Source organism: Rhodohalobacter sulfatireducens, from assembly GCF_022012475.1.
GTDB classification, from domain to species: Bacteria; Bacteroidota; Rhodothermia; order Balneolales; family Balneolaceae; genus Rhodohalobacter; species Rhodohalobacter sulfatireducens.
In genome coordinates this window covers 26,810-39,865 of record NZ_JAKLWS010000021.1, presented here as the reverse complement: position 1 = coordinate 39,865, position 13,056 = coordinate 26,810, and the positions used below count along the sequence as shown (strand labels likewise).

Below are 13,056 nucleotides of genomic sequence, written 5' to 3'. Positions count from 1 at the left end.
TCACGAAGGTTGTTCGTCTGATTTTATTGATCTTTGTGCTCCTTTGTGCCTGCGCACCGAAGTGCTTCTGCACACAGGTGTATCATCGTGACCTCGTGGTAAAAAAGATATTGAAAATATGTTTGATTGGGTATTTTTACACAGTCTTTAAAGAGGAGTGGTTTTTAAGTCGCATTTAATAATTCGTTGTTAGCAGATTCAAATACAGCAAGTTTATCAATCGCTTCTCGATAAACATCAAAATCAACTTCGTGAACTTCAATTCCTTTCCCGATTCCTTCGAGTAACATGATGGTAAGTTGTCCGCCTAAATGCTCACGAAATTCAGTGAGCCCGTGGATCAGAGAGTCGGTGTTATTGGGTTGATCTAATTTTGATTTTAATTCAGGGACAAACAATTTGAACCCGCAATTTTCAATCACATTCAAAATTTGGCTGCAAGACTCATCATCAATTAGGCCTTGAAGGCTTGAATAGACTACATCAAGGGCAATTCCAATCGCAACTGCTTCGCCGTGTTTCAGTTCGAAATTGGTTAATTGTTCTAATTTATGAGCCGACCAATGCCCGAAATCAAGCGGGCGAGAGGATCCCATCTCAAACGGATCTCCACTTGTAGCAATATGTTCGAGGTGTAATTCCGCACAACGATAGATCAGTCTTTTCATCGCCGGCATATCCCGGTTTTGAAGATCCCCTGCATGAGATGTAATAAATTCAAAGAAGGAGCTGTCCTTCAGGAGTGCAACTTTAATTGCTTCTGAGATACCGGAAATCCAATCCCGTTGATCGAGAGTTTTCAGAAAAGAAGAGTCGTTGATGACGGCAAACGGAGGGACAAATGTTCCCAGGAAATTCTTCTTTCCAAAAGCATTTACACCGTTTTTTACACCGAGGGAGGCGTCATTTTGAGCCAAGACTGTAGTGGGTATTCGAATAGTACGAATTCCGCGATGAGCAATTGCAGCAGCATAGCCCGCCGTGTCAATCACAGCGCCACCGCCGATGGCCATTACATATGAGTGACGGTCAATCCCGCCGTCGTCAATGGCTTGCAGAATTTTATCGACGTAAGTTCTATCATTCTTTGCAGTCTCACCACCCGGGATAATGATTGGAGATCGAACCGGTTCAAAAAGGTTGTTGTGATACTCTGCATATTTGCAAATCCGGTTAAATAATCCGGGATGATGAAGCGACATCTCCTTGTCAAATACACATAATATCTTTTTTGAATGATTGTGTGATTGCTGTTCCAATACCGTTTTTAAGCAATCATTTTCAACATCAAACATATTCTCTGTAAAAAGTGTCTTATACTGAAATGGAACAGAGAACTTCTGGTTAATTTCTTGCATTGTAGATTCTTTAAACTCCGTAACTCAACGTACGCTGTATATAGATGATTTTTAATTTTTAAACTGTTAAAAAATAATAAGAACTATTGTTTGTTGGTAGTTGGTTGATTGTTGATAGTTGTTCTAAATCTTCAATCGATTTTAAACTGAGACAACAATCAACTTACAACATACAACGAACTGAAATCTATTTTTCATTCTTTTAAAATCGACTTAGCTTAGAAGTGTTACCTTTGTTGATGAAAAAATATAAAATCATCTGCTATGACTAACCTATCAAAACAGTCGGATTATAAATACCGGGAAATCAGAAATCTGCTGGAGAATTGGCTGCAGGATCGCCTCGATAAAGATACTTTCAAATGGATTCAGGAAACAGCTGAAAACTTAGCTAATCAGCCCGAGGATTGGGAACTATATACATCTTTCAGTGGCGTACCACAACACACCGGGAAGAACGTTTTGGAATTTTCGGATGAAGAGATGGATCAAGCAGAATCTTTACGAAAGAATTGGAAACCTGTTGAATGGGCTGCCGATCAACTCGGACGTGTTTATCTGCTCCTCAACTTTGCTGAAAATGGTAAGTCGGAATTCCTGGAAAAAATTGAGAAGATCTTTGTGACAAGTGATCTCGGTGAAGCTGTTGCTTTATACAAAGGACTTGCTCTATATCCATTTCCGGAGGAGTTTAAAAATCGAGCAGCTGAAGGAGTACGAAGCAATATGACGACTGTGTTTAATGCAGTGGCTCATTACAATCCATATCCGTCAGAGTATTTGGATGAGGAAGCATGGAATCAGATTGTTTTAAAAGCCCTGTTTGTTGAAAGTGCACTTTATAAAATCGTGGGTTTAGATGGTCGAGCCAATAAAACGCTTGCCAAAATGCTCGTTGAGTATGCACATGAGCGGTGGTCAGCAGGACGAGAAGTTTCCCCCGAACTTTGGCGACCGGTGGGGCCATTTCTTGATGAAGAGTATTCAGATGATATCAAAAAAGTGTTAGATCATCCTGATAAGATTCAGAAATATTCGGCTCTTTTGGCACTGATGAGCAGTGATTATTCCGGGAAAGATGAATTGATTGATAAGCACAAGAACTTGGTTAATGAGATCAAAGATCAAAACCTAACCTGGGATGATATCGGTAAGGAATTTGAAGAGAAAGACAGTTAATAAGCTGTTTTATATTGATATAAACTTTTTATGAATTAAATATTGGAGGTAAGATGTCTGATGACGATATGATGTTTATCGATCCACATGTCCACATGATTTCAAGAACAACTGATGATTACAACGCCATGAGAAAGGCAGGGGTCAAAGCCGTAATTGAACCCGCTTTTTGGGTTGGCCAGCCTCGTACCAACTCCGGAACCATGCTCGATTATTTTAGCTGGATTGTGGGATGGGAGCGATTCAGGGCATCACAGTTTGGTATTCAGCACTATTGTACCATCGGCCTGAATGCAAAGGAAGCGAATAATGAAGCGCTGGCTGAAGAGGCTATGGATTTGATTCCGCGATACGCCGGTAAAGAAAGTGTAGTGGCGATTGGGGAGATCGGGTACGACGACATGACCAAGCTGGAGGAAAAATATTTCATCGAACAGGTTCAGCTTGCAAAGAAAATGGATATGCTGGTATTGGTTCACACACCTCACAGGAATAAGAAGGAGGGAACCATTCGAAGTATGGATATTTGTGAAGCCCATGGAATGGATCCTTCAAAAGTGATTATCGACCACAATAATGAGGAAACAGTTAAAGCGGTTCTTGATCGAGGATACTGGACAGCTTTCACCATCTACCCGGGGACAAAGATGGGAAATGAGCGGATGGTTGATATCGTCAAAGAGTACGGAACTGAGCGAATCTTTATTGACAGCGCTGCCGATTGGGGACACAGCGATCCGCTGGGAGTTCCAAAAACTGCAAAGTTGATGCTTGAACGGGGGATATCAAAAGAGGATGTAAAGAAAGTGACCTATCAAAATGCGCTGGATGCATATGGACAAAGCGGTCGGTTTAATGAAGAGGACTGGCTAAATCGTCCGCCGATTGATCAGTCTCAGACATTTAGTGGAAATACCGTTTTACGAGGTGGTCATCGTCCACTCACCGAAGAAGAATTGGACAATCCCGATGAAGATGATTTGATTATTGAATAAGCGAAAAAAACTCCAAATTCTAAGCACTAAATTAAAGTAGACAATTGGCTGTAGGCAATTATAAAGCCAATAGAAAAGTTGTCAACTGTCAATTGCCTACTTTTACTTTATATTGGTAGTTTGAATATTGTACTTCGAGTCTATTATAGATAATTCTTAACCATAACTAAACATGGTATGTCTGAATTTGGCTTTTTCTAAGACCAAGCTACTTTCTTATCTCCCAAATGAATTCTGAATAACTCCGAAGACATACCATGTTTCCTCCATCAAAAGTTTTCGTATATGCTCCAAAAAATGCGTGCCTACCTCGAACTGATGCGCCCTGCAAACATTGTGACGGCATTTGCCGATATTCTGGCAGGTTTTGCCGTTGCCGGTGGTGTTATCAGTTTTACGGGGGAATCTGCACTTTTTTCACATGAAGGGTTATGGTGGTTATTGCTTTCCACATTCGGGCTCTACGGAGGCGGCGTTGTTTTTAATGATGTTTTTGATGCTGAATTAGATGCCGAAGAGCGTCCGGAGCGAGCTATTCCAAGCGGGCGTGTCTCTAAACTGCAGGCATCTCTCTTAGGAACTCTCTTACATTTAATTGGAGTGATTACAGCTTTCCAAGTCAATCAAACGGCCGGTTTTATAGCTATCACTATTGCATTACTAACGATTATATACGACAGTAAAGCGAAACATTCAGTTGTTTCCGGTCCACTTTTTATGGGCTTGTGCCGTGGTGGAAATTTATTACTCGGTGTCAGTATTGTACCTGGTATACTTTTTCAAAGCTGGTTCCTGGCTTTTATACCGATTGTGTATATCGCATCCATCACTTTGATCAGTCGGGGAGAGGTATCAGGTGGAAGTAGAATGCATGGCTTCATTGCCGTTGGTATGCTAACTGCCGTGATGATTGCACTGTTGATATTTGCATTTATTCCCGAATATAGTTTATTGACTGCTCTGCCATTTCTTTTACTATTTGCATGGATGGTGTTCCCGGCTTATTTAAATGCAGCGATCAATCCGGAAGCGTTGACCATAAAAAATGCTGTAAAACGTGGGGTTCTCTCCCTGATATTCTTAAACAGTGTACTTGCAGCTGGATTTTCAGGTTTGATATTAGGATTGATTGTGGCCTTATTATTTCCAATCTCTCTCCTGTTTTCTAAACTTTTTGCAGTTACTTAACTGACTTATTCTGCTCTTAATTTAAAAATTTTTATAAGTGTAATTTGAACACGTACAAATTACTAATTACATTGTTTTGGCTTTAAACAATTATAAAGTGCAATTTTGAGTGAATATGAAGTCTGATTTTCGATGAATACCATCCGTCAATTTGTGATATAAAAGAGTTCCATATCACAAATTGAAGTATTATTGTATCTCAATCGCATTATGCCTGAGATGCATCTCCTAAATCCCAAAATCCGCTATGATACTAAAACTTCAACTATTTCAACGTGCCTTCCTCTTTCTATTTTTATCACTAATATTTTCAGTATTTGGCTCCACTTCAGTTGCACAAGACTCCGGCAATCAACTGCATATTTTGTTTTTAGGAGATGATGGACATCATCAACCGATGGAGAGAGCTCAACAAATTATTCCATTTTTGGCATCTCGGGGAATCTATGTTCACTATACCGAGAGGCAGGAAGATTTGAGTGTCGAAAATCTGAACCAGTTTGATTCAGTTATCTTTTACGGAAATCGAACAGGATTAACCGGGGCTCAAGAATCAGCCCTCTATCAATATGTAAATGAGGGTGGAGGTTTGGTAGCTATCCATTCGGCATCGGCCATGTTTCCGGAGTCGGATGCATACATCAATTTAATTGGCGGTGCATTTAAAGCTCATGGTACAGATACAGTTTCTGTAGAACATGTGGCAACAGGTCATCCCATAGTATCTGGATTGCCCGAATTAGTCAGCTGGGATGAAACCTATGTTCACATGAAGCACAATCCCGACAAACAGGTACTTTCTGTGAGGGTTGAAGGTGAGCACGAGGAACCGTGGACATGGATTCGAAACCAGGGAAACGGGCGGGTTTTTTATACGGCCTGGGGGCATGACGAGCGAACATGGAGTAAAATTGCATTCAAACAATTAATTGAAGAGGGCCTGCGGTGGACGGTTGGCGACTGGGCCATGGATACAATATTCGATCATCCAACATTTACATTTGGTGAAGGGGAGCTTCCATATTATCCACCCGGCGAACCTTGGGGCACTGTTGGTGAACCAATCACGAAAATTCAGAACCCGTTGGATCCTGAAGAATCGAGAGATCACATTATGGTCGATCCTGACTTTGAATTGAAACTCTTTGCTTCAGAAGACCAGGTGATCAACCCGATCGACCTCACTTGGGATGAAAAAGGTCGGCTTTGGGTGACTGAAACGGTTGATTACCCTAATAAATTTACAGAAAACCGTGAAGGCAACGATCGTATAAAGATTCTCGAAGACACTAATAATGATGGCAGGGCAGACAAAGTGACTGTTTTTGCTGATGGCCTGAACATTCCCACAAGTCTTGTACTCTACAGAGATGGAGTGATAGTTTCACAAGCCCCGGATTTTATCTATTTCAAAGATACGGATGGAGATGATGTAGCCGATGAAAGAGAAGTGCTCTTCACCGGTTGGGGCACGTTCGATACACACGCCGGGCCAAGCAACCTTCGATATGGTTTTGACAACCAGATATGGGGAACAGTCGGTTACTCCGCGTTTGATGGAACTGTTGGAGAAGAGCAACACCAATTCAGCAGTGGCTTTTATCGATTCCAACCGGACGGTTCCAGTCTTGAGTATATATCAGGCACCACAAATAACACGTGGGGAATAGGATTCAATGAAGAAGGTATTGTTTTTGGGTCAACTGCGAATCGGGACCTTCCGTTACACAGTGCTATTCCGAATCGATTCTATAACAGCGTTCGCGGATTCGGCCAGGCTCCCAGAATCCAGATGATCGCCAATTCAAACCGAATATATCCATTGCTCGATGAAGTTCGCCAGGTGGATCAGCATGGGCGATATACATCTGCTTCCGGATTCCAAATGTACACTGCACGCGACTTCCCAAAGGAGTATTGGAATCGGCATGCGTTTGTTTCCGATCCAACCGGGCATTTGACCGGAGAATTTATAATGAGTAAAGATGGAAGCAGTTACAAAGCAGAAAATATTGGCAGTTTTCTTGTCAGCCAGGATGAATGGTTTTCCCCAATCCAAACCCGTGTAGGTCCCGACGGAGCTTTGTGGGTTCTGGATTGGTACAATATCGTTATTCAGCACAATCCAACTCCCGCGGGCAAGGAAACAGGAGAGGGTAATGCATACGTCAACGATTTAAGGGATCGCCAGCATGCAAGAATCTATCGGGTAGTAAATAAGGAAGCAGATCATTCCCAGGATGTAAATCTCGGCGATGCGTCTCCCGAGGAGCTCGTACAGACTCTAAGCGATGATAACCTGTTTTGGAGACTTACAGCCCAAAGGTTGCTTGTTGAAAGAGGGGAAACGGATGTAGTTCCTCAGTTAATTGAACTCATTGAAAATGAACATCTGGATGAGTTGGGATTAAACCCCGGAGCGCTTCACGCCATTTGGACGTTGGAAGGACTGGGAGAACTGGATGATTCAAATCGTGAGGTATACAATGCTCTCATTGGAGCTTTACATCATCCGGCATCGTCGGTTCGGCGAGCTGCATTGATGACAATTCCGAGAAATCAACAAACACTTGAAGCCGTTTTGGCTGCCGATTTTTTACCAGATCCAACGGCACCCGGTTCTATGGGGTATATGATTCCGGCAACTCAAATGGATGCATCTGATTCTCAAGTTCGACTCGCAGCTCTTTTGGCAGTGGCTGAAATGCCGGCATCAGAAAAAGTGGGCCAAACCGTTGCTGAGTTGATTGTGACCGAGGAAAATGCCAATGACCAGGGGATTCGGCATGCTTCTATGGCAGCGGGCGCTAAGAATGAAAACAGCTTTTTAAATCGTGTGTTGCAAAAACAACTTCCTGAAAATGCTGACAGTACATACAAAGCAAATGTAGGCTTTGTGATAGAACATGTAGCCGGACATTACGCATTGGGAGAGTCGCCGCATAGCTCAGTTTCTGATTATCTTACGATGATTATTGAACCGGCAGATCCGATGATTGCGACAGCATTTATTCGAGGATTGGCTACTGAGTGGCCGGACGAATCTGCTCCTGAATTGAGCGAAGATGTGATAAATCGATTGAGTGGTTTAAGCGGAGTTCTGCCGGATGAAGCACAAGAGCACCTTACATCTTTGGCAGAGACCTGGGATTATCCCGGTCTTTTTGGAACTCAGTAAGTCATTATTGCTAAGAATAAGTAATAGTTGATCTAACAAATGTAAATGAATATCAGAAGTAAAATCATACAACGGGTATCAACACTCTACTTTGCTTTCGCTGCAATTCTGATCATGGTGCCGGATGCAAATGGTTTTGATTTGAAGTCTAAATCACTTGAAAAATCATTCACACAGGCTGAAGGCGATACGGTTATTGTGGGCTCTGAAGGAGCAAACCTTAGTTTTGATGTAACAGAAATTCGAGCAGAAGCCGGATCCACCCTAACCATTCAATATGTAAACAGGGGAGATCTACCGCATAACGTAGTAGTTGTAAAACAGCGTTCGGATATCAACCCGGTGGGCATTGCGGCATTACAGGCCTCGCAAACGGGGTACATCCCACAGGATGAGGCGAATCAGCAAAGAATAATAGCATATACGGAACTAGCAAAACCCGGAGAAACGGTGTTCTTAACATTTACAGTGCCACCTCCGGGTACGTATCCATACATCTGTACATACGCCGGTCATTTTACGATGATGCAGGGTGATTTAATTTCCGAATAAATTTAAAAACAGTTAAGTACTATGAAATTTGGTGTCAGCCTTTGGCTTTGGACAGCCCCTGTAACAAACGAAGTGATTGAAGATTATGCCCCAAAAATTGCAGAATTAGGGTTTGATACGGTTGAGATTCCACTTGAAGACCCAACTGAACTGGATTGTTATAGAGCACGAAAAGCAGTTGAAGACAGCGGACTTTCGCTCACTACCTGTGCAGCGATGGGAGGAGGACGCGATCTGATACATCCTGAAAAATCAGTCCGTGATGACGGAATGAAGTATATGAAGGAATCGCTGGATGCCGCTGAAAAATTGGGATCGGAGCTTTTTGTGGGGCCGCTGGCATCGGAAGTAGGTCGACTTTGGGAATCGGACGACATACAAAGAGAAAAAGAAACTCAATTATTGGTTTCACAACTACGGGAAGTGGCTGATTATGCTGCATCAAAAGATATAATTATCTGTCTTGAAGCGCTTAACCGATTTGAAACAAGCTTTTTGAATCTGACCAGCCAGGTTTGTGATGTTGTTGATCGGGTGAACCATCCAAACTGTAAAGTGATGATTGATCTTTTTCATGCCGGTATTGAAGAAAAGAATTTAGGTGATGCGATCCGATCTGCCGGCGACAATCTCTACCATTTCCAGGTTGCAGAAAATGATCGCGGGACTCCCGGTACGGGTCAGTTTGATTGGGAAGGAATTGCAAAGGCTCTGAAAGAGATCGGATATGACCGGCACATTATTATTGAAACATTCACGCAGGATAATGAACTTCTGGCAAAGGCTGCAGCAATATGGCGACCGCTTGCAGAGAGCCCGGATCAACTTGCAAGAGATGGATTACCGTTTCTTAAAAAACTCTTGAAATAATATTGATAAATATATCAAAACATTGATGTTCAGTAACTTAATAAATTTTAACTTATAAATTAAACTATCTGACTATGGCTGAAAAAAAAGTAAATATTGCAATTGTAGGATTAGGTTTTGGAGCTGAATTTATACCCATTTATCAAAGGCATCCAAACGCAAATATGTACGCGATTTGTCAGAGATCTGAAGATAGTTTACATGAAATAGGGGACCAGTTTGGTGTTGAAACACGATATTCGTCGTATGAGGAGATGCTGGAAGATCCTGAAATTGATGCAGTACATATTAACACACCCATTCAATTGCATGCCAAACACTCTTTGATGGCCCTCCGAGCCGGGAAGCATGTATCCTGTACTGTACCAATGGCTACAACGATTGAGGAATGCGAGGAGATTGTTAAAACAGTCAAAGAAACCGGTTTAAAGTACACCATGGCAGAGACAGTAGTCTACAGCCGTGAATTTCTATTTGTGAAGGAGCTATATGAGAAAGGTGAATTGGGGGAGATCCAGTATCTTCAGGCCAGTCACCCGCAAGATATGGAAGGATGGCCGGAATATTGGGAGCGAATGAAGCCAATGCACTACGCAACACACGTGGTAAGTCCGGTGCTTGGGTTGATGAATAAGCCCGCTGAATATGTTTCATGTTTTGGCTCGGGAGCCATCAGTGATGATCTGGCTGAAAAATCCGGCTGCCCGTTTGCCGTTCAATCTGCGCAAATCAAATTAAAGGGATCGAATGTATCCGCACACATCTACAGAAGTCTATTTGATACGGCTCGCCAGTATCGGGAAAGTTTTGATGCTTATGGATCGAAAAAATCCTACGAATGGCCGCTCATAGAAGGTGAGAAGCCTGTAATTCACACTGCAAAGAAACCTGAACCCGAAATTCCGGAACGGGTGGAAGTTCCTGATTATGGACACCTTTTACCGGATGAAATTGCTCCATTCACCCAAGCCGGAGTTTATGATGCTGAAGACTCAGCACATTTGTCATTTATCCAGGGAGGGGGACATGGCGGTTCGCATCCACACCTTGCGCATGAGTTTGTCTCTTCGATTGTTGAAGACCGAGAGCCTTATCCAAATGCCGTTCAGTCTGCGAACTGGACGTGTGTTGGCCTTCTGGCGCACGAATCTTCGATGAATGGCGGAGAAATAAAAAAATTACCGGAGTTTACGTTGGGATAAAAATCTGTACTTTGTAAGTGGTTAGTTGTCTGTTGTTTATTGTGTAACCATTAACTGACCACTCGCAAAATCCAATTCTATAATTTGCGAAGCTGTCTTTTCTGCCGAATCATATCAGCAATGAGCCAGATGACGGGATATACGGGTACAAATATAGCTAAAGAATAAAAGAGGAATTGTCTGGATGGTTTTCTGTCACCTTGAACGATTCCGGCAACACCGGCCATCCAGAAAACAAAGAACATAAATACCAGGAAAGAGAATAGGAGAGTCCCGGCAAATCCAAAAATATTATGTACAGTTTCGAGCATATGCTTTGTCTAAAAAATTCTTAACTTCAATAGTAATCAATTACCTTTCAAACTTAACGCAAAACTGGTTCATATTCTATTTAGATATGGCAGTTCAAGCAAAGAGTTAATCTTTCAAAAAAACCTTATGTCATCAACGGTTTCCATAGTAGGCCGTCCCAACGTTGGAAAATCAACGCTATTCAATCGCTTAATCGGCCGGAGAAAAGCCATCGTGCACGATGAGTATGGCGTGACAAGAGATCGCCATTATGGAGAAAGTTTCTGGAATGGAAAGAATTTTTCAGTAATTGATACCGGTGGTTATCTGCCGGATGAATCAGATGCGATCACTTCCGGAATTCGTGAGCAGGTTCATATGGCGATTGAGGAGTCGGATGTGATCTTGTTTATCGTAGATACGGAGATGGGAATTCACCCGCTGGATCAGGCGGTTTCCGAAGTTTTACGAAAACAGGATAAACCCGTGTTATTGGTGGTGAATAAGTGTGACAACGAACAGAAGAGAATGGAAGCCGTTGAATTTTATGGACTTGGATTCGATGAGATCTATCCAGTGTCTTCGATCAGCGGAACAGGAACAGGTGATCTGCTTGATAAAGTTGTGGAGCTTCTTCCCGATGACAATGGGGAAGAGGAGGACAAATTACCGAAAATTGCTTTTGTCGGACGCCCCAATGTTGGGAAAAGCAGTTTGATGAACGCTCTTCTGAAGAGTGATCGCTGTATTGTAACCGATATACCCGGCACAACCCGCGATGCAATCAACAGTAAACTTGAATATAATGGTGAAACATACATCATTGTAGACACTGCCGGCTTACGCAAGAAGGCAAAAGTAAAAGAAAATATTGAGTTTTATAGCACGGTTCGAACAGATCGCTCTATAAAAGAAGCCGACGTTGTTGTGGTAATGCTGGACGCCATGCAGGGTTTTGACGAACAAGACAAGCGAATCCTCAGAGAAGCTGAAAATTTCAATAAAGGCATCATCATTGTATTGAATAAATGGGATAATGTGCCTGAGAAAAATTCAAACCTTTTGAAGGAGTTTGAGGAGTATATTCACGGTAAAGTTCGCACAATGGATTATATACCTATTATTTCAATATCGGCCCTAACCGGTCTGCGAATTGAAAAAGTGCTCGACTACTCAAAAAAGGTTATCCAGGAGCGTAAAAAGAAAATCCCGACACCGGAGCTCAACGACACTATTAGCAAAATTCTTAAAGAGCGTCCATTACCGGTGAAACGGGGACGACAGCTTAAAATTCAGTATGCCGTTCAGGTCAAATCGAATCCACCCGTTTTTAAATTCTTTATGAATAATCCTCAGGAACTTCCTCCCAATTACAGACGTTTCTTGGAAAATAAGATACGTGAATACTACAGTTTTAAAGGTGTCCCAATCACTATGGTTTTCCGCCAAAAATAGTATTCAAATTTACACATTAATCTTTGAACAGAATCATCCAAAGGGTTATTTTATCAAACTGATAATCACAAGTACACTATTAATAAAGGTACAGCATGCCAGAGAATCTTGATCAACCAGTTGCTAATGCTATAAGTGAAGATTACCAGCGGGAGCGTAAGCTTTCTTTTCTTGAGAAGATATATCTCCCGGAAATTTTTAAAGGACTATGGTATAGCTTTAAACAGATGTTTGCTCCCACATTTACACTCAACTATCCTGATGAAAAGTGGGAACCACCATCAATTTTCAGGGGCCGGCCTGTTCTTGTGGAAGATAACGGGCAGGAGAGATGTGTTTCCTGCGGACTCTGCGCGAGAGCTTGCCCGCCATTGGCAATAAGTATGCAAGCGAATGAAGACTCAGATGATCCCAAGGAACGTTACCCGGAGAAATTTGAGATTAATATGCTTCGGTGTATCTATTGCGGGTATTGTGAAGAGGTATGTCCTGAGGAAGCGATTGTGATGAGTAAAGATTATGATATTGTATTTGAATCAAGAGAAGATGCGGTTTATGATAAAGATCGACTGATGGTTCCCAAAGAAGACCTAAAAGAACGACTCGATTTTCTAAAAGAATATAAAAACAACCAATTTGGTCAATTTTGGGACTTCCAGGAAGAGAATAATATTCACTCCGTTAGAGACAGAGATCAAGATTGGAATACAGGGCTCTCATTAGTGGATCTTCTTGAGCAACAAAAGAAAAACGATGCTTCCGAAGCATCGTCTAACTGGTCTGTTTAA

The 13,056-nt window shown here is 42.1% G+C and carries 11 protein-coding genes; 9 read left to right on the top strand and 2 right to left on the bottom strand.

Features of this window, described 5'->3' with window-relative positions; genetic code table 11:
• Positions 1-164: 164 nt before the first annotated feature.
• Positions 165-1,358, bottom strand: a complete 1,194-nt coding sequence (locus L6773_RS14530; protein WP_237855166.1) for a 3-dehydroquinate synthase — start codon at positions 1,356-1,358, stop codon at positions 165-167.
• A gap of 264 nt (positions 1,359-1,622) precedes the next feature.
• Between L6773_RS14530 and L6773_RS14525 the strand changes: the two genes are divergently transcribed.
• The 7 genes from L6773_RS14525 to L6773_RS14495 all read left to right on the top strand — a co-directional run bounded on the left by L6773_RS14525 (position 1,623) and on the right by L6773_RS14495 (position 10,522).
• Positions 1,623-2,537 (top strand): EboA domain-containing protein, encoded by a 915-nt coding sequence (locus L6773_RS14525; RefSeq protein WP_237855165.1) that lies wholly within the window; start codon positions 1,623-1,625, stop codon positions 2,535-2,537.
• 53 nt (positions 2,538-2,590) lie between these two features.
• Positions 2,591-3,532 (top strand): TatD family hydrolase, encoded by a 942-nt coding sequence (locus L6773_RS14520; RefSeq protein WP_237855164.1) that lies wholly within the window; start codon positions 2,591-2,593, stop codon positions 3,530-3,532.
• Between the two features lie 285 nt (positions 3,533-3,817).
• Positions 3,818-4,720, top strand: a complete 903-nt coding sequence (eboC, locus tag L6773_RS14515; RefSeq protein WP_237855163.1) for a UbiA-like protein EboC — start codon at positions 3,818-3,820, stop codon at positions 4,718-4,720.
• A 247-nt stretch (positions 4,721-4,967) separates the two neighbouring features.
• Complete coding sequence (locus L6773_RS14510) at positions 4,968-7,898, top strand: PVC-type heme-binding CxxCH protein (protein ID WP_237855162.1); 2,931 nt, start codon at positions 4,968-4,970, stop codon at positions 7,896-7,898.
• A 45-nt stretch (positions 7,899-7,943) separates the two neighbouring features.
• A complete protein-coding gene (locus L6773_RS14505) occupies positions 7,944-8,450 on the top strand; it encodes a plastocyanin/azurin family copper-binding protein (RefSeq protein ID WP_237855161.1) in 507 nt (168 codons plus the stop codon).
• Between the two features lie 21 nt (positions 8,451-8,471).
• Positions 8,472-9,320: a sugar phosphate isomerase/epimerase family protein gene (locus L6773_RS14500; protein ID WP_237855160.1), complete on the top strand. Its 849-nt coding sequence runs from the start codon at positions 8,472-8,474 to the stop codon at positions 9,318-9,320.
• Between the two features lie 74 nt (positions 9,321-9,394).
• On the top strand, positions 9,395-10,522 hold the full coding sequence (locus L6773_RS14495; RefSeq protein ID WP_237855159.1) for a Gfo/Idh/MocA family protein: 1,128 nt from the start codon (positions 9,395-9,397) through the stop codon (positions 10,520-10,522).
• 77 nt (positions 10,523-10,599) lie between these two features.
• Here the strand turns inward: L6773_RS14495 and L6773_RS14490 are convergent, their stop codons facing one another.
• Positions 10,600-10,833, bottom strand: a complete 234-nt coding sequence (locus L6773_RS14490) for a hypothetical protein (protein ID WP_237855158.1) — start codon at positions 10,831-10,833, stop codon at positions 10,600-10,602.
• 127 nt (positions 10,834-10,960) lie between these two features.
• Between L6773_RS14490 and der the strand changes: the two genes are divergently transcribed.
• A complete protein-coding gene (gene der, locus L6773_RS14485; protein WP_304622112.1) occupies positions 10,961-12,268 on the top strand; it encodes a ribosome biogenesis GTPase Der in 1,308 nt (435 codons plus the stop codon).
• Between the two features lie 95 nt (positions 12,269-12,363).
• Positions 12,364-13,056 (top strand): NuoI/complex I 23 kDa subunit family protein, encoded by a 693-nt coding sequence (locus L6773_RS14480; RefSeq protein WP_237855157.1) that lies wholly within the window; start codon positions 12,364-12,366, stop codon positions 13,054-13,056.

Excerpts from the sequence above, each read along its gene's own strand:
- L6773_RS14530 (WP_237855166.1), bottom strand. The coding sequence starts at position 1,358 with ATGCAAGAAATTAACCAGAAGTTCTCTGTTCCATTTCAGTATAAGACA.
- L6773_RS14525 (WP_237855165.1), top strand. The coding sequence starts at position 1,623 with ATGACTAACCTATCAAAACAGTCGGATTATAAATACCGGGAAATCAGA.
- L6773_RS14520 (WP_237855164.1), top strand. The coding sequence starts at position 2,591 with ATGTCTGATGACGATATGATGTTTATCGATCCACATGTCCACATGATT.
- eboC (WP_237855163.1), top strand. The coding sequence starts at position 3,818 with ATGCTCCAAAAAATGCGTGCCTACCTCGAACTGATGCGCCCTGCAAAC.
- L6773_RS14510 (WP_237855162.1), top strand. The coding sequence starts at position 4,968 with ATGATACTAAAACTTCAACTATTTCAACGTGCCTTCCTCTTTCTATTT.
- L6773_RS14505 (WP_237855161.1), top strand. The coding sequence starts at position 7,944 with ATGAATATCAGAAGTAAAATCATACAACGGGTATCAACACTCTACTTT.
- L6773_RS14500 (WP_237855160.1), top strand. The coding sequence starts at position 8,472 with ATGAAATTTGGTGTCAGCCTTTGGCTTTGGACAGCCCCTGTAACAAAC.
- L6773_RS14495 (WP_237855159.1), top strand. The coding sequence starts at position 9,395 with ATGGCTGAAAAAAAAGTAAATATTGCAATTGTAGGATTAGGTTTTGGA.
- L6773_RS14490 (WP_237855158.1), bottom strand. The coding sequence starts at position 10,833 with ATGCTCGAAACTGTACATAATATTTTTGGATTTGCCGGGACTCTCCTA.
- der (WP_304622112.1), top strand. The coding sequence starts at position 10,961 with ATGTCATCAACGGTTTCCATAGTAGGCCGTCCCAACGTTGGAAAATCA.
- L6773_RS14480 (WP_237855157.1), top strand. The coding sequence starts at position 12,364 with ATGCCAGAGAATCTTGATCAACCAGTTGCTAATGCTATAAGTGAAGAT.